Here is a 19,281-nt window from a genome sequence, read left to right as displayed (position 1 = left end):
ATCAGCAGGGACGTCTCTCCCGCTTTGGGCCACAGCTGATCGGGGTGGAGCAGGGCGCTGGTCGGCTGGTAGGGGGCCCAGTCGGCGCCGGTGAGATAGGCGGTGACGTTGCCGGACAGCCAGGCGAGGTGGGCGAGGGGGACGACGACGGCGAGGACGCCGATCAGGAGGCGCAGGACGAGGTCGTACCCGTCCGTGTTGCTGGTGGAGGAGGAAGGGGGCAAGGGCTACGTGCTTCCGGGCGGGGGCGGGGCGGAGGGATCAGCGGCTGGGGTGGTTCTTGGCCGGCGGCTGTCGGGAGCGGATCGGATTCGTCGGCGAGGTGGCGTGCCGGGCAGCGAGGGAGCGGACGCGTTCTTCCAGCATCCCGGCCACGTACACGGCGAGCACTTCCGTGGTCCTACAGGTGGCGACGTTCCGGTCGCGGGTCGGGAGACTGCGCCCGCTGTCGATGCGCGGTACGGGCTTCGGATCGGCGAGCGCAGCGACCAGGTACGCAGGAGTGTGCACGCCGAAGCGGGCCTGCCACACCGGCCGGTCCGGGCCGAGTTCCTCCGCGCTGCCCAGCCGCTGGACGTACGCGGTGCCGTCGGGTGACACGAGGCCGTAGTCCGCGGAGGCGGGCGACCAGCCGATCCGTTGGTGTGCTCGCGGTTGCGGCCGGATCGGTGAGGGCGTCGGTAACGGCGGCGATCAGTTCGACCGGGGTGAGGGCGCCGAAGCTCGCGTACCACGCGGGCCGGTCCGGCTCCGCCGCGTGGTGAAGGGTCCACCATTGGCCGTCGGGTTCGGGCTCCAGGCGCAGGAGGGCTTTCTGGCCGGGGCTGGAGAGCAGGACGTGCGCCATGAGGGGGTCGTTGCCGTGGCTCCAGCCGCAGGCGCGGTGGAGGGGGATGGTGATCCAGGCGGGGTCACCGCCACCGGCCAGGCGGCGCGGGGTGATGAAGTCGACCTCGACGGTCTCGGGAGCCGGGGGCATGGTCACTTCCGTGCCGGGGTTCGCCGGTCGGCCGTGGGAGCCGGCGATGGTGCAGGTGCCAGCGGTGAGGGGGCTTTGCGGGCAGCGGCGTTGATCTCGCGGAGTGTCTTGCCATGGGTGGCCCAGTCGTCGAGGTAGCTCCACGATTCGGCGTGGTACTCGGCGAGGGCGTTGTCGAAGGCCGTGGTGCCGGGCTTGGCGGTGGCGGGAAGGGCGTCTCGGGTTTCCAGCCACTGCTCGTGCAGTTGCTCGAGCCGGTCGAGGGCGGCGTGCAGGACGCCCAATTGGTAGACCCAGCGGCTCTGCACGGTGCCTTCCGGCAGGCGGCCCAGTTGCGTCTCCGCTGTGGCCAGCAGGTGACGGGCGCCGTAGCGGAGCGATTCGAACGCCTCGGCGGTGTCGGCGTCGCGCTGGCTCGCGCGCAGGCCGTAGGCGTGGTCGTCGTAGGGCCATCCGTCGAGGTCGGTGTGCTCGTCGGAGTAGGCGTCCCAGGCGTCGAGGATCTTCTTGCTGTCGCTCACGTAGCGGTCGAGGTGACGGAGGGAGTCGCGGTGTGCGCGGTGATCGGCGGAAATGGGGGAGGAGTCCTGTCGGTTCAGCGGCGAGCGGCCGGCTGGGCTGGGCCGACTTTCGCCGGGGGCGTCGCGGGTTTCGTCAGCTGTCGGCGGGCGGAGCGTGCCCGGGCGCGGAGCGACTCGATACGCGCGGTGTGCGCGTCGACCACCTGCTGCGGGCGCAGCGGGCTGGGCTCCTGCACGGCGCTGTAGTGGCCGGTGCGGTCGTACATGCCGCGCTGGAGCGGGCTGGCGTCGACCAGCGCGGTGAGGAACGATCCGACGAGGTGGGCGGGGGTGCGCTCGTCGAAGTAGGCGTGCCAGATGCACGGGCCGCGGAAGTCTCCGTGGCCGGGCTCGCGGGTCTCGACGTGCCAGGACGGCCGGGAGCTGAATTCGCTCAACGGGCGCAGTTCGATGTGACACATGGAGTCCGGCGAGTATGCCGTGCCGCCTGAGTCGCGGTGCCACCCCGCCGAGGTCACCGGCCGCCACGGGTCTGGCTGTTGTGGCGGCGGGGCGATGAGGGCGTCGGTGAACCCGGCGAGGACCTCGGCGGGCACGAGTTCGCCGAACTCGGCGTACCAGCCCGGCTCGGTGTCGGTGGGCTCGGCCCGCAGCCGCCACCACGCGGAGGTGGTGGACTGCGGGTCGAACTGGAGGCGGTGGCGCAGGTCGGGGCTGCGCAGCACGATCTCGGCACTCAACGGGTCGGAGACGGCGCTCCAACCGGCGACGGCCAGGCCGTGGGTGACGTGCCGGGCATCCCCAGGGCCGGCGAGGTGCCGGGGGCTGGTGTCGAAGGGGATCTGCCCGGCGTGCTTGTCGGCGAACGCGGCGAGCTGCCGTTCGCTCAGCGGCACCGGCCGTACCCCTGCCCGTTCGCGGCGGTGCTGCCGTACAGGTCGCGGAGGTCGTCCAGGACGTAGTGGAGGGCGTGTTGGTCGGATTGCTCCCATGCGGCCGTGCGCAACTCGGTGATCAGAAGGCCGACCTGTGCGGTGCGCGGCGTGTCCGGGTGTTCCTGCAGGGTCCGGGCGAGGGCGCGCAGGATGTCGGCGAGCTGGACGGGCAGGCCCGCGTACTCATCGAGGAGGGGCTCGACGAGGGCGAGGGCCTGGACGGGGTCAGGGTTCTCGCGCAGGTAGTCGGTGAGGTCGGACAGGGTCTCGGTCGCGGCGTGGATGGTGTCCGGGGTGAGTGCGGGCATCGGGCTCCTTGGGACGGGTGCGTCGGGTCAGCGGCGGGTCCGGGCGCCGCCGGCCGGGGTATGAGTACGGGCGGTGGTGCGTGGCCGTGTGCTTCGAGCGCTGCTGCGGGCCCAGGTGGCGGCGCGGGCGGCCGTGATCCGGGCCTGTTGCCACGCACTGAGCTGGGAGGGCTTGACGGAGACCGACCATGTGCGGATCTGTGCGCTGTGCGGGACGCGCCCGCGCGGACGCATCACGGGATCGGGATTGGCGAGTTCGGCCGAGAGGGCTTGTACCAGGTGCATCGGGGTGTTGGGCGTGAAGTTGGCCGTCCAGCCGTTTCCCTGCTGGTCCTTCGCTCCGGTCCACCACATCGCCGTGCCGTCGGGGCTGTGGTGGTACTGCATCCACGCGGTGCCGTCGGGGCTGGTCGCCGTATAGTGCTCGCCCTCCAAGCGCGTGTGCCAGTTCTGCTCCTGCAGGGGCGCCCAGACGTTGGGGGCGTGGGCGGAGCGGGGTCGGGTGAGGGCGTCGGTCATACCGGCGACGATCTCCACCGGCGTCTGCCGGCCCAGGTTCGCCGTCCATGCGCCGTTCAGGCCGTCCGCTTGGCCGTGGATGGTCCATCCGCCGGGCAGGATGTAGGGGTCGTAGGCGACACGGACGGTGCGGTCGGGGCTCTCCATGAGTAGCGGGCCGTTCGTCTTGGACTTGTCCCGCCAGCCCGAGGCTCGCAGGAACTCCGAGACGTGCCGGACGTCGCCGCCGCCGGCGAGGGCACGGGGCTGGACGAGGTAGTGCTGCTCGGCCTGCTCTCCTGGACCCCAGCCCTGCCAGTGCTTCTTCTTCACCGGTGCCGCCGGACGACGAGCGGTGCGGGGGCCGGGGGCTTCGCCGCGGTGGTGGCGGGCTGGGTGCCGACGTGCTGCAGGGTGGTCTTGTGTTCGTCCAGGTCGAGGGTGATGTCGTGCAGTTCGTTCGAGGCGCGGCCCAGGGCGAGCCACACCTCTGCGGGGAGTGCGCCTCGTTCGGCCTGGTCCTTGGCGAACACGCTGCCGGTGGCGACGAGGTGGGTGATGCCGCCGAGGACTCCGGTGTCGGGGTCGAGGACGCGGGCGATGACCTGCGCGGCCTGGGGAGGGGGAAGTTGAGCGAGGTGGTCGGCGAGCTGGCCGAGTTGGCGGGTGATCTCGTCGGCCAGTCTCACCGGGTAGGGGGCGGGGTGGGACATGCTCCTCCGGGGCGGGGGTGCGGTCAGTGGTGGTGGCGGTGGCCGACGCGCTGGGTCTCGGCGAGGACGGCCTCCGGGCGGGCGCCGGCCAGCAGGGTGGTGCGGTCGGGGCCGGTCGGGATGCAAGCGCGCAGGTAGCGGCGGAACAGGGCTGTCGCGAGTCGGGGTTGGAGCCGGTTGCTGATGGGTGGGGGTGTGCGGGCTGCTACGGGTTTCTCCGGGATCGAGCGGTGCGGTGGGTGGCCCCGGCGAGGTGCCGGGGCCGCCCAGGGGTTTTACGGGGCGCGCCGGGACGGTGCGGGGCGCGAGGGGGAGCCGACGGTGCCGGGTGCTGTGCGGCAGGGCGGGCAGCGCGGGTACGTATGTCGTGCACGGCCTGCCGGTAGGTGGCTTCCTCGAAGACGTCGGGCGTGCAGTTGACGTCGTACCCGGCCAGGAGCAGGGCGGGGATGGCGCGGGTCGCCAGGCGTTTCTGCTCGTCGGCACCAAGGTGTTCGGGCACCGTGTGCCAGATGTACAGCGGCGCGCCCGTGGGGTATTCGTGGCGTTCGAGGCCGAGCTGTTCCAGCAGGTCATGGAGCTGGGCGGGGACGCCGGTGGGGGTGTCGGCGTGGAGGGTGGTCGTCAGGGCCTTGATGTAGATCTCGACGTCCGTGCCGTACTCGTCGGCCAGGTTGGCCATGTGTTTCTCTCCGGGATCAACGGCGGCGGGAGGCCGAGGGCTGGGCGGAGCTCGGCGGCGGTGTGAGGGCCGCCGGCTGAGGAGCCCGGGCGGCGTGGTTGCGGGCGTGGAGGATCACGCACGCGGTCTGGCTCATGGAGTTCGCGGTGTCCCTGAGTCGTGCGAGGGGTTCGGGTTCCTCGCCGGGGGCGGCCCCCTGGAGGGCACTGGCGGCGATCCAGGCCCGGACGATCACTTCCCTGGTAAGGGGCAGCAGCCCATTGACCGGGGCGGCGATCTCGGTGAGCACCTCGGCCACCGCACTGCTGGTCTTGGCGGCAGAGGCCCGCTTGGCGAGCTGGGTGAGGAAGCGCAGGGCCGCGTTGTGTTCGCTGTCCGGTGTGACCAGCGCGTTCAGGGCGGGGTCGAGGTGGACGCTGTGACCGGCGGCGAGCAGGGCGTGTGAGGCAGCGGTCGCCTTCAGGCGCTGGTGCTCGACGGGCAGGCCGTGGGGAAGCCGGTGGTAGTCCCCTCTCGGTCCGGGAGCGGAGAGGAAGCCGCCGGTTCGCTGGAGAATGTAAGCCGCCTTCTCGGTGCCGCCGATGGCGACGACCAGGCCGGTGCGGGGGTCCTTGGTGATGGTGATGTACTCCAGCACCCAGAACTCGGGCTCCGTCTGCTTCATCGAGTCCTGGTGGCCGGCGCACGACTGCCGGCCGGGGAGGGCGGCATGGAGGCTGGGGCGGAGGTGGGCGCGGTTCGGCCTGCGGGGTGCTGGAGGGCGGTGCCGATGCCGAGTGCGTCGAGTTGCGGGCCGAGCTCGCGCAGGGCGCGCGCCTGCGCTCTGGTGTCGTCGTTGTTGAGGCGGTAGATGCCGCTCTGCGGGTCCTGGACGAAGCCGTGGGCGACGAGGATCGCGCCGGCACGGTCGTCGACGGGGGCGGTGGCGACGCTGCCGTCCGGCTGCCAGGTCAGGACGACCCGGTCCGGCTGGGAGGGCTGGATGCCGCCCAGGGCGTTGTGCCGGACCTGGGCGAGGGCGCTGTCGTAGCGGGCGAGCAGGTCGCCGGCTATCTGCTCCGCGCTCAGGAACGGGTCGTCCGCCAGGGCGATGCCGTTGGGCTCGGGGACGCCGCGGTACGCCTCGTCGGGCAGGGCGCGGGGGGCGACGGCGGCGAGGAGGAAGCCGTCGCGTTCGTCGTGCCGGTCCAGAAGGACGAGCTGGGCACCGTCGGGGCGGCTCAGGACGGCTGCGTGCCGAAGCGGGTGCTCGGCGAGGGACGCGGCGACCAGGTCCAAGTCCCAGATGCGGTCGGCCAGTTCGGCGAGGTCGTCCTTGGCGTCCGGCGGAAGATGGGAGCTGGTCCAGGTGTCGGGGAGTTCGCCGGCGAGGACGTCGGCGTATGAGGCGAGGCGCTCGGAGGTGTCGTAGTCGTGCATGGTGTCCTTGGGCGAAGTAGGGTCAGCGGCGCAGTCCGGCGGCCACGGGGGGCGGCGGGGCCGGGAGCGTGCGCGGTGGGTGCGGGCAGGCGCACACGGCGGAGCGTTCGCGTTCGGTGGCGGGGACCTGACCGGTGCAGGTGCTGCGGCCCGGGTGTGGGGCGTGCCGGTCGGCGAGGGCGTTGCGGGTGTGGGCGAGGTCAGTGCGGATGACGTGCAGGTGCTCGCCGACGAAGTAGCGCAACCGCCGTGCTGTGTAGGGGTCGGCCGCCTGGCCGAGCCCGTCGTGGAAGTCGGCGGTGGCGATGAGCACTTCCTCCAGCGCGGCGAGGATGCCGTCGTGGGCTGCGGTCAGCTCGGTCAGGGCGTCGGCCGTCTCTTCCGTGGTGGTGGCTTCGCGTATGCGCTCGGCGATGTGGGCTACGGAGGAGCCCAGCGGGAGGTAACTGGCCGGCCGGTAGTCAGTGTCGAAGTCCTCGTCGCAGTTGACGTGGTACCCGGCGGCCCGGAGGCGGGCGATGGCGTCGATGGCGAGATCGGACTCGCCGTCCTCGGTGAGGCCGGTGGGGGCGCGGTGGTAGGTCTCGTGGATGCGGACAACGGCGATGAAGCCCGCGCGCTGCAGGACGCTGTGCGCCTCACAGTCGCCGCCGCGGGCGAGGAGTTCGGCGGAGTGCGGGTCACGGCGGATGTCCAGGAAGCGGTCGGTACGGGGCAAGGAGACGTTTCTCCTACGGCGATCGGTGGGCGGTGTACCGGGCGGCGGGTGGTGCGGCGGCGACCCGGGGCTGGACCAGGTGGGCCGCGGTGGTGTCCAGGTCCTGCTGGATGGCGTGGAGGCGCCGGGCGATCAGCTCCAGGCGGTGCGCCGTGTCGGTGCCGGCGGCGCCGGGCTGGCGTGCGATTCGGTGCGCGGTGTGCTCGATGAGTCCGCGGACCGTGGCCAGCGGACCGACGTGCTCGTCGGCGAGCTGCGTGAGGACGCTCGCGAGCTGGGCCGATGCCGTGGGCGCCGGCCGGAGGGCGGGCCGCGCCGTGGGGACGGAGCGCACGGGAATCAGGCGGAGGTCCTGCTCGATGCGGCGCGCCTCGTCCGCAAGGCGCCGCAGGATGTCGGCAGGCGGTGCGTGCCACGCGCCATCGAGGCTGATCAGATTGGCGATCAAATCGAGGCGTCCGGGCTGCGCCTGAACGGCAATCCACCGGCAGCCGCGCTCCTTGCCGGGAATCTCGATGCCGGCGGCCCGCGCGAGCCGGTGAGCGATTTCAGCCCACTCGGGGCCGGTCAGCTCCCGGTCGTCCGGGTGAAGCCGGATGTCAAGGTGGAGGATCGCCCGCCGGTCGTCGTCCGGGCTGGCAACGAACGGATACTCCAGATCCGGGTCTTCGAGGTGCTCGGCCCACTGGACGGACGTCCAGATCCTCTGCTCGTCGTCCGGGGTGAAGTAATCCAGGCCGGGCCAGTGGGCGACGATCGTGTATTCCGTCAGGCCCTCGTGAGGCGAGACCGGCCGCCCCAGCGCCTCGGCGAGCGGGCCGTGCGGCGTGTGGGTCCGCTCGTGCAGGCGGGGAATCACCGGCCGCCCCGGACGTCGGCGATGTGCACCAACTGGTTGAGGGCGGTGGTGGTGTACCAGCCGCAGTCGATCAGCTCGTTGCGGTCGGCGTACCGCGGCAGGAGGGCGTCTTCCATGGCCCGCAGGTAGATCAGGCAGTCCGGGCAGCGGCGCGAGAGGTGTACGAGGTAGCGGGGGTGGCCGGTGACGTAGGACTGGGCGCCGCCGGTCGCATCACGCAGCCGCCACCCGTCCTCGTCGGTCGGGGTGTGCCAGGACGGGGCAACGACGCGCATCGCATCGCCCCACAGTTCCCCGCCGGCCACCCCCTTCAGGACGACGACGGTGTCACCGGCCTGGAAGTGCTGGTGCGTGATGTCCCGGGCGGGGGTGAGCGGGTCGGGCGTAGGCGCGAAGGCCGACGTGGGCGGGGGCTGGGACATGGGTTCCTTCCACGCAATCGGTGGCGGGGTGGGAGGAACAATGGTCCGCAGGAACGCCGGTTTGGCTAACCGGCGTTTCCCGGCTATGTTCCCCCGCCGTCAGCGGAACGGGTTCTCCGTACCGCGGTCGTTCTCGCCTGCAGCGTCGAGGAGTTCGAGCAGGTCAGTGCCCTCGGCGTCGCGCTGGTCGATCCACCATCCGGCGGCGGTGATGGCGCGGGCCTTCTCCTCCAGCTCCGCCCAGTCCGCCTCGTCCCAACTCCCCTCCACGACGAGCGCGGTGTGCGCGGCCGTCATCAGCTGGTGGCGGGAGCGCTCGCCCCAGTCCAGGGCCTTGGCCGGGCCTTCCAACTGCGGCATGTCGAACTGCTCGGCCCACTCGCGGGCGGCCTGCTGCTCCTCGGCACGCTTGGCGGCGAGCCACGCTTCTCCGAACCAAGTACTGGGTCTGTGCCGAAAGGACGAGCTGGAGCCGACCTAGCTAGCTGTCGGTGCACGAGGGCCAGTGGTCTACCGCCCACTCCAGCCAGCCCGGCCAGCCCGTCGGCGGGCTGGGAATCTCGCCGCCATCGAGTTCGGCGGCGTCAGGCACCTGGAACTGCTCCCGCCATTGGTCTACGTCGGCCTCGCTCATCGGGAACGTCTGATGCGGTGCCGTCGCCTGGCGGTGCGCGATGCGGGCGAGCTGGACGTCCTTGTCCACGGGCACATAGACCACCTGGCATGCTGCCCCGGCCGACCGTGCCAGCCAGCGCAGTGCCGAGCGTTCATCGCGGCCCCAGAGCCCGTAGTCGAGCACGACGCTGGTCCCCAGCCGCAGCGTCTGCAGAGCGACCGAGATGAGCCGCCCTTCGAGCACCCAACGCTTGCCGCAGGCCATCGAATCGCCGAACAGCGGGATCATCCAGTGATCTGGGGTCAGCCGCAGCGCCCGGTGCGTTACGGCGAGCTCTTTGGCCCGGGTGGTTTTCCCGGCTCCGGGGAGCCCGACCATCAGGAGCAGGGTGGCGACACGCGGGTCCTGGGTGACGACGGGCCTGGCGGCATCCGGGCATGGGAATGGGTTTGTGTGCTGTGAATCGAAACGCTGCGACTGAGACATGACTCCCCTGATCAGGCAGGATGGCCCGGCAGCACAGAATTAAGGGAGTGACTGCCGGCAGGACTCTGATCCGGCGGTACGTCTTGGCACTGGCCCCGGCAGGGGCAGCATTGAGGCCGCGGTGACAGCAACCTCGGGTACCGCCGCTAAGCGGCGGTCCGGGTAGTCATGGGGCAGCACATGCCTTCACCATAGCCGACAGCCTCGGCGGAGTCGGCAGGCGACCTGCCAGGGACGGAGCGCTCACACGCCCTCGAACCCGGCCGCGAGCTGGGCGTAGGTGTGTCCCAGGCGCAGGTGCGCCAGTACCAGCAGCGCCTGGCGACCGGCGGACAGCCGACGCTACCGAGTCCCGCACGCCGCCCGATGCGCGGCCAGGAACCGCAGGTGCCGGTGGATAGGTCGAGGGCAGAGGGATAGACAAGCACATCAAGCTCGTGGTGGCACGGGCGATCTTGGTCGTGAACCCGTCTACCAGGAGCTTCTTCACGTGCGCAGGCCAACCGACCTACCCGACAGCGGAGTTGGCTCTCGCCACATCGCTGCGGGCTCTGTATAGGCTGGTGCGCGTGGATGTGACGGGGTGTCTTGGGTGTGACCTTCTGACCGGGCGCCGACAGTTGCCTGGGGGTGTCCTGCACCAGACCGCTGCTTGGGTGGTGAACCACGTCGTCGGTCCGATGAACCTCGGCACCTTGATCGTCGGTCCGCGGGAGCACGTCGTGGCCATCGCGGAGCTCGACGACACGGCAGCAGCGGAACTCGGCCCCTTGCTGCGCAATACCGCTCGTGTCGTGGAGACGTTGTGCCGGCCCGAGCAGACCTACGTCTGCATGTGGTCGCACGGCCGCGACGCGCGCAAGCACCTGCACATCGCGGTCCAGCCGGTGACCGCGGAGGTGCGGGCCCGCTACGGCGGGCTGCGCTCCGAGCAGCTCCAGGCCCGGATGCTGGCGGACGGTGACGAGCCAGACATCACGGAGGTCGAGCAGTTCTGCGAGCGAGCTCGCGAGCTGTTCCGGGCGATCGCCGACAGCAGTGCCGAAGACCGCAGCTGATCACCGGCACCGCGCCGAAATCACGACGCTGTTGGACAGCCATACGCAAGCAAGCACTGCAGTCGTCTCCATCATCCACCCCCAACGTGAGGTTGGAAAAGGCTCACTGCTTCAGCGGGCGGAACGGACTCCGTCACTGGTCGGCTGGCGGTGCTGCCTGCCGTACACGATCCGATACGCGCCCTGGCCTGTCGATGGTCAAGGCCGCAGCGTTTCGCCGTCTATCGATTCTGAGTTCATCTCGTCGACTCATCTGGCTCGCTGGCCCTGTGAAACCCTGGGCTTTCGCTTGTGCGGCCGACTACCTGATCAAACGAAGGGACGCCAAGGAATATTGGAGACTTTTTTCGTTCTTCCCTAATGTTCAGTTGGGTGATCTTCTCATCAGCTGCGGTGAGACTGACCCGTAGCCCCTCTGCTTCTCCCAGCCACCCTTCACGCTCTGCTTCGGAGATGCGGTCTCGCAAGTTGTCCCGGATTTCAATCAGTCGAGGTCGTTCGGTAGGGCTGGTAATAAGCACGGGGCAGCGGACGCACGCTTCTCTGAACTAGCTAGTGCCGTGTCAGGCGACGTTCGTCCTGGTGACGATCACGCGTAGGCGCTCGTCGGCGACGTGTACTACAGACGTATCAGCCCAGATGTCGGGTGAAGAACCGCAGCGAGTCGTCCATCTCGAACCGCGGCAGATCTCCGTGCTTGCCGGGGTTGGCGTGCAGTGTCTTCTCGGCTGAACCGATGGCCTCGAACAACGCCAGGCTCTGTGCACGGGGCATCTGCTCATCGTCCCACTGGACCAGAAATTGCACCGGCATGGTGATCTGCGCGGCGGTCCCGACCAGCGAGGGCGCCCCTTGCAGGCCCAGCACCGCGGCGCGGACTCGAGGTTCTGCGGCGACGAACGGTATACCGAGCGCGCAGCCCAGCGACACGCCCCAATAGCCCACCGGTCCGCCGCCGATATGGTCGAGTTGCTGGACTGCGGTCAAGGCCGCCTGCCATTCCGCGACGGTCTGCCCGGCCACGAGCGTGTACATGGCGGTGTCCAGCGCAGCCGTATCCTCTCCGGCGGCCATACGCGCCCGGTACTCGGTCGCGATCCGGTCGAACTCCTCGTCCGTCGGGCGCTCGCCGTGGTTGGGCACGTCGAGCGCGGCGACCGCGAACCCGCCCTCGGCGGCGAAGCGATGCGCGCGGGCCAGAATGCCGGGGGCCTTCTTGTGTTGCCCGCCGCCGTGTCCCATCAGGATCAGGGGGCGGGTGCCGTGGGCGTCTTCCGGCGTCCACAGCACGCCGGGGATCTCATCGAGGATGAAGAGCTGCTCGGTCACGCCGCCCAACGACGTTTTGGAGATGAAGCGCATAGAGTTTCAAGCCTTTCGGGGCACTTCTTTGAACACGTTCTCGATGCCGGTTGAGGGCCATGCGGCGGCCCATCTTCGTGGATTCATCGATCACCACGCATGGTGGGTATGCCAAGGTCCACGGCCGTATGCTGCCCGTGGCCCCGATCGAGCTGGCTGAGCTTCTCCTCGGCGCCAGCCAGGCTGACCTGGAGACCCTCGACCTCTCCGAGCCAGCCTTCGCGCTCGGCCTCGGCGATGCGGGCGACGAGGTTGTCGCGGATCTCCTCCAACCGGCCGCGCTGGGCCGGGTCCGGCCGGAGAAGCGAGCAACGAACGCAAGCGTGTTCATGAACACAGGGGCTTGAAAAGGCGCGACCGCAGGTGCCGATGGAGACCTTGCGCTTCTCGAAGTGCGCGAGGAAAGCGTCCCATTCCTCCTCGGTCGGCGTCCGATACTCTTCGCTGGGCCGGCTGGCCCGGCGACGGGCGATGAAGGCGCGGTGGGCCTCGATGGTCTCGGCCGGGTAGATCGCCTTGTAGCCCATCGTCGTATCAAGACTCCGATGCCCGCAGAGCACTTGGGCGATGTGCGGTGGCAGACCGTTCATGATGGCGTCGGTCACGAAGATCCTGCGGAAGTCGTGCGGGGAGAAGACGAGCGGTTCTCCGTCGGCATCGGTCAGGCCCGTGGCGGCCAGCGCGTTGATCAGAAGCTTGCGGAGCGCGGTCGGAGTGAAAGCGCGGTGCTCGGTGCCGATATCGCGCTGGAACAGCAGTGGCATCGGCGGGTTCCAGACCCGCTCGTGGACATCGTAGGAGGTCACCAGCGGGATCGCTCGGCTGCTTCCTCGCAGGCGGCGGACGATGGTGGAAAGGACGTCCGCCAGTTCCGGGCTAACCAGCAAAAGCCGTTCGCTGTCGGTCTTGGACGGGGCGACCTGCAGCAGGGGCACGACTTCGCCGGTGCTCGGGAGCCGGTATTCGGTGATGCTGTGGTGGGTCAGCTCCAGGAGCTCCTCGTTGCGAATGCCGGTCAGGCGTAGGACCTCGATCGCGGCGAAGGCCCAGAAGGCTTCAGTCTCCTCATAGGTGAGGTTCCGGCGCCGCCCGGTCGAGGTCTCCTCGGCCCAGGTCATGTGCCCAGCGGCCTTGGACGTGACGGCTCTGCGCAAGGCTCCGGCGGTGTCGGGGATAAGGTCCCCGGGACGGGTGTGCTCGGCGGCGGCAAGTAGTTCGGCTGCGGCGCGTCGCCTGCGGTCGACGGCGTCGGCCAGCACCGGCAGGACGGGAAGCCGTTCGCGGGTGCGCTGGTCCATCCGCGCCTTGCGGTGTTTGCGGTCCTTGGCCTTGCTGATCTCGTCGTCGCTGATCGGGCAGGGCACCACCCACGGCGCCCAGCGGGCCGGTTCTTCCGCCGCCCAATGGGCGATGTCCAGATAGAAGGCGCGGACGCGGATGAGTTCGTCCTTGGCGTTCAGCCTGGGGCTGGCGACCTCGACGGCGGTGCCGTCCGGACCGATCGTGGTGCGTTTCTTGGTGGCGATGTCTGTCTTCCAGGCGCGGGCCAGTGCCGGTGGCAGCCGCAGGGAGTCGATGTCCGGTGAGAGCGCTTCGATTCGGGTCCAGAACAGCCCGGCCAGGGTCCGCGACACCGCGTCCAGGCTGGTGTAGTCCAACGACGGCTGCCGTTCGCGCAGGTAGTCCACGATCAGGTTGCGGACCGGGCGGCACCGGATCGGATAGCGATCTACGAGTTCTTCGATGCTCAGTCGGCCGGCGGCAAGCCCGAAGGCCCGGATCGTGGCCGGGGCGTCCTCAGGGAAGACATCCAGGGCCCGCAGTCGAAGGTAGAAGTCAACTTTCCGCTGCCCCCCGCGGACATGGACCCGGCGCAAGGTGTCGACCAGCTCCACGCAGTCGCCGACGGTGATGTCCGCGATCGACCCGCCCTTGCTGGCCAGAATCATGGCGATCCGGGTCGCCGCGATGGTGGCCTCGCCTCGGGCGCTGGCCGGCCCGGATTCGGCCAGCTCTGCCAGCCCTGCGAACCCCTCGGGGTCGCGGACCTCGGCCATGACCGGAGCCAGGTGCTTGTGCGTGCGGGTGAGCATCCAGGCCAGGTCGGGACGAATGACATCGCCGCAGACCAGCATCAGCAGCCCGGAGGTCAGGTCAACGCGCTCATACGACGGCGACAGCCCACTCAGGCGCAAGAAGCGCAGCGGGAGATCCGTCCAGTCCGCGCCGGGGATCTCCTCAGCGCGGCCGGCCTTCCACCGCTGCTGCCAAGTATCCCCCGGGAGGCTGGACAGCCAGCGCAGAAGTTTGGCGACCCCGCGCCGCCGCCCGGCCCGGGTGGCGTTCGCGGCAGCCAAGAAGGGTGGTGCCGTCAGCCGACGCAGCACCTCATCCGCTGACTGCTCTGTCGCCGGCCACCACGCCTCCGCGGAGCGGGGCGGGAAGCGTTCCCGCAGTACGTTGTTCTGCGCCCTGGCCTGTTCAACTGTTGCATTCGCGGTCTGCAGCTGGCGGCGCGTCGAGTGCTTCGTGGTGCTGGTCATGAAGACCGCCCGAACAGGACGTCCAAGGCTTCCGGGTCGTAGCCGGGTGCCGGAGGCGGCGGCACCGGCTCGGCGAGCCGGTCTGCCCGCCGGGCGTGGTGGGCCAGCACCTCGGCCACAACCTCGTCCTGGCGCGGCGCAAGGTAGATCTCGGTCGTGGTCAGATGCGCGTGCCCGAGGACCCACTGCACGTCAGTCAGCGTCAGCGCCGGGTCGCGCACCATCCGGGCGGCGGCGCTGTGACGAAGGTCGTGAAGCGTCCAGTCCGCACCGAAGGTGGCGTTCACCCGCTCGAACATGCGGTGAGCGCCGTGGTAGGTCAGCGGCTGAAACGGACGCCGCAGCGTCCACCACACTGGCTGCGTCCGGCCCCGCGGCACCAGCCCGTGCAGCTCCTGCTGATAGAGCCGCAGCCACACGAACGCATCTGCCGAGGCCGGCACCTGCTGCCGGGCCCTGGAGCCCTTCCGCACAACGCTGATCAGCTGCTGCCCCGGGTCGACATCGCACTGCCGGACGCCGATCAACTCTGAGGCCCGGACTCCGCTGGAGATCCAAAGTGCGATCATGGCCCGGTCCCGGTTCGACCGCAGCGCCGCGAACAACGTGTTGAACCACTCGTCCGGGATCGAGCGCGGAATCCGGCGCGGAACCGTGGGCCGGTAACGGCCGGTCCGCTCTGGCGCCCAGGCTTCCATCGGGTTGTGGTGTGCGTGTGCGCGGCCGGTACGACGAGCCAGGTCCAGCGGGAACGGGTTGAGGAGCGGCCCGGATCCGGCATCACGGTGCAGGTCGTAGAACCTGCGCAGTACCGTCTCGCTGTGGGCGACGGTCGACGGGGCATAGCCGAGCCCAGGGCCCGTTTTCCCGGTCACCGGGTTCGGGGCGCCCACTGTACGGTCCGACCGCCGCCTGGCTGCGGTCGCTCGCGGCTTGACCGCCAACTGGATCCAACAGCTGAAATCCCGAGCGTCCACGCGTGTCGCTTGATCCCACGGCACCTTGACCGCGTGCAGGAATCGCCACCACCGCAGCAGGTCCATGCCATAGGAGCGGACGGTCGCCGCCGTCTTCCCGGCTGCGAGCAGCTCCTGGAAGAACATTGCGGCAGGGACCACGGCCGCGCCGTCGGCGTCGACGAGCCGGTAGGGCTCGTACCGGTCGCCGGTCTCCACCAGCCGACCCCACCGAGGAACGGCCAACCTCGACAGATCCCGCTCGGGCACGCCATCGTTCATCACGACCGCAGACCGTACTGGGCGACAACCTCACCCGTGCCCTGAACTGCACAATCAACGTGGTTCGTTCAGTCAACGGGGCATGCTCGTGACTGCACTTGGTTCCGTAGGCTCGCCCGCACTCCCCGAGGGCGAGTTTCCTTCTTTCGAAATGGCCGAGGAATTCATCCCATTCCTCTGGTGTGACTGTACGGTACTCTTCGGCAGGCCGGGCCTGGCGGCGGCGAGCGATGAAAGCGCGGTGTGCCTCGATGGCTTCGGCAGGATAGATGGCGGCGTAGCCCATCGTGCTCGCGAGGCTGTCATGGCCTGCGATAACTTGGGCGATGTGGGGCGGAAGGCCGTTCATGATGGCGTCGGTGATGAAGATTCTTCGGAAGTCATGTGGCCGAAAATTCAGCAGCTTTCCGGTTTTGTCTGTGAGCCCGGATGCTTCAAGAGTCTCGTCCAGGGATCTGCGGATGGTGCCATATGAGATGGCTCTGTGTTCGCCACTGACAGCCCACTGGTAAAGGATGGGCATCGGGGCGTTCCAAGTCCTTTCATGAGCGTCATATGTTTGGATTGATGGAATGGTCCCGTCGGATTGGCGGACGCGGCTGATGACTGCGCTCAGGACGTCGGCAAGTTCTGGGTTGATGAGGAGCAGGCGCTCTTTGTCGGTTTTTGATGGCGCGATCTGGAGGAGGGGAACCGTCTCGCCGGTGCTGGGGAGCTTGTAGCGGATGATGCTGTGATGGCTGAGTTCTTGGAGCTCTTCAATCCGGATTCCTGTATGGCGGAGGATTTCGATTGTCGCCCAGGCGAAGAACGCTCGTTTTTCTTCGCCGCGGACGTCCCGGCTGGTTCCGTTGATGTCTCGGACGCGTCCTGGCTTTCCGTCGGCGCGGCTAGAATACTTGGGGAGGGTGAAGGTCTCCCCCCGAAATTTCACGGTAGAGCCCAGCGGGGCGGATTCAATGGTTCGGAGACGTGCAGTGGCTTCTTTGAGGAGCCGCTCAGCCGTTTGGACAATAACCGGCAATACGGGCAGACGTTCACGGGTGCGTTGGTCCGACCTGGATTTCTTCTGCTGCTCATGTTTCTTGCTCGCCAACTCCGCTTCGCTGATCGGGCATGGTGCTGGCCAGTGCCCCCATCGTTCGGGCTCGTCGAGGGCCCACTCCGCGAGGTCCAAATAGAAGGCGCGCACCGAAATCTTGACGGCTGGTGCGCTCTCGCGGGGTTCGATCGTTGTCTGGATGGTGCCGTCAGGGCGATGCCGGCGTGTGGTCTTCACGGCGATGCGTGCTTTCCAGGCATCGCTCACGTCCTTCGGTAGTCGAAGGGTGTCGATGCCGGGATGGTGATGTTCGAGATCTGCCCAGAAGAGGCCACCCAGTTCGCGGGCGAGAGTCCTGAGGCTGGTGTAATCGAGGGTGGGCTGGCGTTCGGTGAGGTAATCGACCAAGAGATCACGAACGGGCTGGCAGCGCAGCTCGTAGCGATCTATGAGCTCGGCTGGTCGCAGTTGTCCCGTGCGGACAGCCACGTGGTTGAGAGTGACGGGGGCGTCCGAGGGAAACTGACCGCGGTTGCGGAGCCAGGTGTAGGCGAGCCGCACAGCCTTTCCGCTCGACCCTGCGACCAGCTTCGGGTGAGTCAGTAGGTCGCCTACGACAATGTCGTCGACGCCGCCGCCGTAAGCGGCGACGATTTGGGCGATGAACTTGTAGGCTTCTGAGCTGTTGCGGTTGGCCCAGTCGTGCTCAGAGACGTCCTCTGCCAAGCGGGCGAATCCACCGGGGTCGCGGGTAGCGGCGATGGCGGGCCGCAGGTGTCTCGATGAATTCCCGGCTAGCCATTCCATGCTGGGGCGGATGACATCCGCGCAAATCAAGGCCAGCAGGCCAGACTTGAGCGCAGTACGACTGGGGCTCTTGCCGAGGGTGGACGCCCAGGCCAGGATGCCGTGCTGCCAGTTGTCGTAGGAAGCCGAGGCCGGAGCAGCGTTCCATCGTTTCTGCCAGGTTTCGCCGGAGATTGTCTCCAGCCAGCTCAGCAGCAGGCGGGCTCCGGCCATATGAGAGCTCTGAACTCCTGCGTTCTCCCTTCGAAGGGGCGGTTTGATCAGGCGGTCAAGGACCGCCTCGCGTGGTGCTGTAGTCAGTGGCCACGTGGTTGCCCGTGAACGAGGCGGGAACGCCCGAAGCAGGGCGGCAGCCTCCCCTCCCCGATGAGTGACCGGCGCTGGGCGAGAGGGCACGGCAAGGCGGCTCGTCACGAAAAGGGCCTTCCGAAAAGGATGTTGAGAGAGTCAGGGTTATAGGCAGGTGCCGGAGGTGCCAGCGGTGGATTCTCCCGAAGCTGCTGCTGCCGGGCATGGTGGGCGAGCCCAGCCGTGATGACGTCGTCTTTGGTGGGGCGGTTGTAGATGTCCAAGGTCGACAGGTACTTGTGGCCCAGGATGTGCTGGACGTAGACGGGCGGCATGTCCGGGTCGTCCAGCATCAGGAACGTTGCGGTGTGCCGCAGATCGTGAAGGGTCCAGTTCGTGCCCAGAAGTTCGTTGGCCCGGTTGAACATCATGCGGGCCGCGTCGTACTGCAATGGCCGCCAAGGGCGGCGCAGTGTCCACCACAGCGGCCGCTTGCGTCCCCGAGGGACGCCTTTCTCCCAGGCTTCCTCCTGGTAGAGGCGCAGCCAGACGAACGCGTCGCGAGTAGCGGGGAGTTCCTGGTAGGCACGGCTGCCCTTACGGATCACACCGATGGTTTGTTCGCCGACGTTGGCATCGCTCTGGGCGGAGGTGAGCAGTTCCTCCGCGCGGGCCCCTGTCGCGACCCAGAACGCCAGGAGAGCTCGGTCGCGATGCGAGCGGAGGCCCGCGAAGACCTCGGTGTACTTCTCCTCGGGGATCTGCCGCGGGATCCGCTTGGGAACCTTGGGCCGATAGAGGCCGGTGCGCTGGTTTTTGTAGGGCTTCTCAGGGGTGTGGTGCGCATTAGCACGAGCCGAACGGCGGCTACGGACAAGAGGGAATGGGTTGACCAGCAGCGATCCGGTGTTGCGCTCCAAATGGAATTCGTAGAACGAGCGCAGCACCGTCTCGCAGTGTGCCCGTGTGCTGGGAGCGTACTTCTTGCCGACGGAGGGCTTTCCGGTTACTGGATTCGGCGTTCCGGGTTCCGTCCTGGCGGTCCTGGAGGGGGCTGGGATCTCTGCCGGGTCCTTGTCTCGATGACGCCAATGAATGCGTACCGGCTTGTCTGCAAGTCGCATCCACAGCATGAAGTCCCGGGCGTCTTCCCGAATCGCACGGTCCCACTCGATCTCGAATGTCCACAGGTACCGCCACCAGTGCAGCAGATCCATACCGTATGAGCGCGGGGTCAGGGGTGAGTTGTCCGCGGCCACCAAGTCTTTGAGGTACACCGCAACGGCCTCGATTGGCCTGCCGTGCGGGTCCAGTATCTGGTAGGGCTCCCAACAGTCTCCCGTCTCCAATAATTGGCCCACTTGAGGCAGGACGAAGTTCTTCAGGTCCCTTCCGGGACGTCGTTCGCCAGGCACGGCGCGAAAGCTAGCAGACAGGCGCTCTGACCTGCGAATACGCATGATTTAGTTCGGTCAACACGTCCTCCTTCGATTCCGTGTCGGCGTCGCGGGCGGCCTTCCAGCAGTCGGAGCAGTCGCGGCCTTCGAGCCAGCGGGCGAATCCCGCGCGCCGGTCGGCAGGTCGGTCGGACAGGTTATGCGTCACTTCGTGTCCACAGCTGTGGACAATTTTCCAGGTCGTACGGACAGCCATGTTCTGGGTGATCTCCTTGCCGTGGCGGGCAGTTCAGGGGTTAACCTCGATCTTTCGTGAGGGTCCGTCGACGGAGTCGGCGGGCCTTTTCGGTTTCCGGGGCGGGTGGTGGGCAGGCCGGTGGCCCGGCTGTC

The 19,281-nt window shown here is 68.4% G+C and carries 18 protein-coding genes and 6 pseudogenes; 1 reads left to right on the top strand and 23 read right to left on the bottom strand.

The genetic code is table 11. From position 1 onward, the window contains the following. The 17 genes and pseudogenes from ACIBAF_RS47250 to ACIBAF_RS47170 all read right to left on the bottom strand — a co-directional run. Window positions 1–224: pseudogene (locus ACIBAF_RS47250) on the bottom strand (hypothetical protein); the annotation flags it as partial. Between the two features lie 37 nt (window positions 225–261). After that, on the bottom strand, window positions 262–600 hold the full coding sequence (locus ACIBAF_RS47245) for a DUF317 domain-containing protein (protein ID WP_399472694.1): 339 nt from the start codon (window positions 598–600) through the stop codon (window positions 262–264). A 118-nt stretch (window positions 601–718) separates the two neighbouring features. Then, a pseudogene (locus tag ACIBAF_RS47240) lies at window positions 719–847 on the bottom strand (DUF317 domain-containing protein); the annotation flags it as partial. 134 nt (window positions 848–981) lie between these two features. Continuing rightward, window positions 982–1,500, bottom strand: coding sequence for a hypothetical protein (locus ACIBAF_RS47235; protein WP_399472692.1), 519 nt, complete (start codon window positions 1,498–1,500; stop codon window positions 982–984). A 74-nt stretch (window positions 1,501–1,574) separates the two neighbouring features. Further along, entirely contained in the window at window positions 1,575–2,396 is an 822-nt protein-coding gene (locus tag ACIBAF_RS47230) for a DUF317 domain-containing protein (RefSeq protein WP_399472690.1), read from the bottom strand. Further along, on the bottom strand, window positions 2,387–2,743 hold the full coding sequence (locus ACIBAF_RS47225) for a hypothetical protein (RefSeq protein ID WP_399472688.1): 357 nt from the start codon (window positions 2,741–2,743) through the stop codon (window positions 2,387–2,389). The genes ACIBAF_RS47230 and ACIBAF_RS47225 overlap by 10 nt, the downstream gene beginning before the upstream one ends. Window positions 2,744–2,770: 27 nt before the next feature. Beyond that, window positions 2,771–3,574: a DUF317 domain-containing protein gene (locus tag ACIBAF_RS47220; protein WP_399472686.1), complete on the bottom strand. Its 804-nt coding sequence runs from the start codon at window positions 3,572–3,574 to the stop codon at window positions 2,771–2,773. After that, window positions 3,571–3,954, bottom strand: coding sequence for a hypothetical protein (locus tag ACIBAF_RS47215; protein WP_399472684.1), 384 nt, complete (start codon window positions 3,952–3,954; stop codon window positions 3,571–3,573). Before ACIBAF_RS47215 ends, ACIBAF_RS47220 begins: the two co-directional genes overlap by 4 nt. Before the next feature lie 205 nt (window positions 3,955–4,159). Further along, window positions 4,160–4,636 carry a hypothetical protein gene (locus ACIBAF_RS47210; protein WP_399472682.1) on the bottom strand — a complete coding sequence of 159 codons (477 nt, stop codon included), beginning with the start codon at window positions 4,634–4,636 and terminating at the stop codon, window positions 4,160–4,162. A 16-nt stretch (window positions 4,637–4,652) separates the two neighbouring features. Continuing rightward, window positions 4,653–5,300, bottom strand: a complete 648-nt coding sequence (locus ACIBAF_RS47205) for a hypothetical protein (protein ID WP_399472680.1) — start codon at window positions 5,298–5,300, stop codon at window positions 4,653–4,655. Next, window positions 5,297–6,055, bottom strand: a complete 759-nt coding sequence (locus ACIBAF_RS47200) for a hypothetical protein (protein ID WP_399472678.1) — start codon at window positions 6,053–6,055, stop codon at window positions 5,297–5,299. Before ACIBAF_RS47200 ends, ACIBAF_RS47205 begins: the two co-directional genes overlap by 4 nt. Window positions 6,056–6,077: 22 nt before the next feature. Further along, the gene (locus tag ACIBAF_RS47195) at window positions 6,078–6,773 is read right to left on the bottom strand and encodes a hypothetical protein (RefSeq protein ID WP_399472676.1); all 696 of its coding nucleotides are present in this window, start codon (window positions 6,771–6,773) and stop codon (window positions 6,078–6,080) included. A 13-nt stretch (window positions 6,774–6,786) separates the two neighbouring features. Beyond that, on the bottom strand, window positions 6,787–7,632 hold the full coding sequence (locus ACIBAF_RS47190; RefSeq protein WP_399472674.1) for a relaxase/mobilization nuclease: 846 nt from the start codon (window positions 7,630–7,632) through the stop codon (window positions 6,787–6,789). After that, window positions 7,629–8,054, bottom strand: coding sequence for a hypothetical protein (locus ACIBAF_RS47185; RefSeq protein ID WP_399472672.1), 426 nt, complete (start codon window positions 8,052–8,054; stop codon window positions 7,629–7,631). Before ACIBAF_RS47185 ends, ACIBAF_RS47190 begins: the two co-directional genes overlap by 4 nt. A 99-nt stretch (window positions 8,055–8,153) precedes the next feature. Then, window positions 8,154–8,483: pseudogene (locus ACIBAF_RS47180) on the bottom strand (hypothetical protein); the annotation flags it as partial. 52 nt (window positions 8,484–8,535) lie between these two features. After that, entirely contained in the window at window positions 8,536–9,048 is a 513-nt protein-coding gene (locus tag ACIBAF_RS47175) for an AAA family ATPase (protein ID WP_399472669.1), read from the bottom strand. Window positions 9,049–9,411: 363 nt separating this feature from the next. Then, window positions 9,412–9,584: pseudogene (locus tag ACIBAF_RS47170) on the bottom strand (transposase family protein); the annotation flags it as partial. Window positions 9,585–9,836: 252 nt separating this feature from the next. On the opposite strand from ACIBAF_RS47170, the gene ACIBAF_RS47165 reads away from it, so the two are divergent. Further along, window positions 9,837–10,214, top strand: a complete 378-nt coding sequence (locus tag ACIBAF_RS47165) for a hypothetical protein (RefSeq protein ID WP_399472666.1) — start codon at window positions 9,837–9,839, stop codon at window positions 10,212–10,214. A gap of 630 nt (window positions 10,215–10,844) precedes the next feature. Here the strand turns inward: ACIBAF_RS47165 and ACIBAF_RS47160 are convergent. The 6 genes and pseudogenes from ACIBAF_RS47160 to ACIBAF_RS47135 all read right to left on the bottom strand — a co-directional run bounded on the left by ACIBAF_RS47160 (window position 10,845) and on the right by ACIBAF_RS47135 (window position 18,711). Next, window positions 10,845–11,576, bottom strand: a complete 732-nt coding sequence (locus ACIBAF_RS47160) for a dienelactone hydrolase family protein (RefSeq protein ID WP_399472664.1) — start codon at window positions 11,574–11,576, stop codon at window positions 10,845–10,847. A gap of 83 nt (window positions 11,577–11,659) precedes the next feature. Further along, window positions 11,660–14,119, bottom strand: coding sequence for a tyrosine-type recombinase/integrase (locus tag ACIBAF_RS47155; protein ID WP_399472662.1), 2,460 nt, complete (start codon window positions 14,117–14,119; stop codon window positions 11,660–11,662). After that, the gene (locus tag ACIBAF_RS47150) at window positions 14,116–14,817 is read right to left on the bottom strand and encodes a site-specific integrase (RefSeq protein ID WP_243740592.1); all 702 of its coding nucleotides are present in this window, start codon (window positions 14,815–14,817) and stop codon (window positions 14,116–14,118) included. The genes ACIBAF_RS47155 and ACIBAF_RS47150 overlap by 4 nt, the downstream gene beginning before the upstream one ends. A 264-nt stretch (window positions 14,818–15,081) precedes the next feature. Next, window positions 15,082–15,162, bottom strand: a pseudogene (locus ACIBAF_RS47145) (integrase); the annotation flags it as partial. A gap of 472 nt (window positions 15,163–15,634) precedes the next feature. Then, a pseudogene (locus ACIBAF_RS47140) lies at window positions 15,635–17,206 on the bottom strand (tyrosine-type recombinase/integrase); the annotation flags it as partial. A 410-nt stretch (window positions 17,207–17,616) separates the two neighbouring features. Then, complete coding sequence (locus ACIBAF_RS47135) at window positions 17,617–18,711, bottom strand: tyrosine-type recombinase/integrase (RefSeq protein ID WP_399472660.1); 1,095 nt, start codon at window positions 18,709–18,711, stop codon at window positions 17,617–17,619. Window positions 18,712–19,281 lie beyond the last annotated feature (570 nt).

The sequence above is a fragment of the Streptomyces sp. NPDC051677 genome (genome assembly GCF_044453465.1).
Taxonomy (GTDB): domain Bacteria; phylum Actinomycetota; class Actinomycetes; order Streptomycetales; family Streptomycetaceae; genus Streptomyces.
Note: the sequence above shows the minus strand (reverse complement) of the source record. Positions and strands in the feature narration are given on the sequence as shown.

Excerpts from the sequence above, each read along its gene's own strand:
- ACIBAF_RS47225 (WP_399472688.1), bottom strand. The coding sequence starts at position 2,743 with ATGCCCGCACTCACCCCGGACACCATCCACGCCGCGACCGAGACCCTG.
- ACIBAF_RS47215 (WP_399472684.1), bottom strand. The coding sequence starts at position 3,954 with ATGTCCCACCCCGCCCCCTACCCGGTGAGACTGGCCGACGAGATCACC.
- ACIBAF_RS47210 (WP_399472682.1), bottom strand. The coding sequence starts at position 4,636 with ATGGCCAACCTGGCCGACGAGTACGGCACGGACGTCGAGATCTACATC.
- ACIBAF_RS47205 (WP_399472680.1), bottom strand. The coding sequence starts at position 5,300 with ATGAAGCAGACGGAGCCCGAGTTCTGGGTGCTGGAGTACATCACCATC.
- ACIBAF_RS47200 (WP_399472678.1), bottom strand. The coding sequence starts at position 6,055 with ATGCACGACTACGACACCTCCGAGCGCCTCGCCTCATACGCCGACGTC.
- ACIBAF_RS47185 (WP_399472672.1), bottom strand. The coding sequence starts at position 8,054 with ATGTCCCAGCCCCCGCCCACGTCGGCCTTCGCGCCTACGCCCGACCCG.
- ACIBAF_RS47175 (WP_399472669.1), bottom strand. The coding sequence starts at position 9,048 with ATGGTCGGGCTCCCCGGAGCCGGGAAAACCACCCGGGCCAAAGAGCTC.
- ACIBAF_RS47165 (WP_399472666.1), top strand. The coding sequence starts at position 9,837 with ATGAACCTCGGCACCTTGATCGTCGGTCCGCGGGAGCACGTCGTGGCC.
- ACIBAF_RS47160 (WP_399472664.1), bottom strand. The coding sequence starts at position 11,576 with ATGCGCTTCATCTCCAAAACGTCGTTGGGCGGCGTGACCGAGCAGCTC.
- ACIBAF_RS47155 (WP_399472662.1), bottom strand. The coding sequence starts at position 14,119 with ATGACCAGCACCACGAAGCACTCGACGCGCCGCCAGCTGCAGACCGCG.
- ACIBAF_RS47150 (WP_243740592.1), bottom strand. The coding sequence starts at position 14,817 with ATGGAAGCCTGGGCGCCAGAGCGGACCGGCCGTTACCGGCCCACGGTT.
- ACIBAF_RS47135 (WP_399472660.1), bottom strand. The coding sequence starts at position 18,711 with ATGGATCTGCTGCACTGGTGGCGGTACCTGTGGACATTCGAGATCGAG.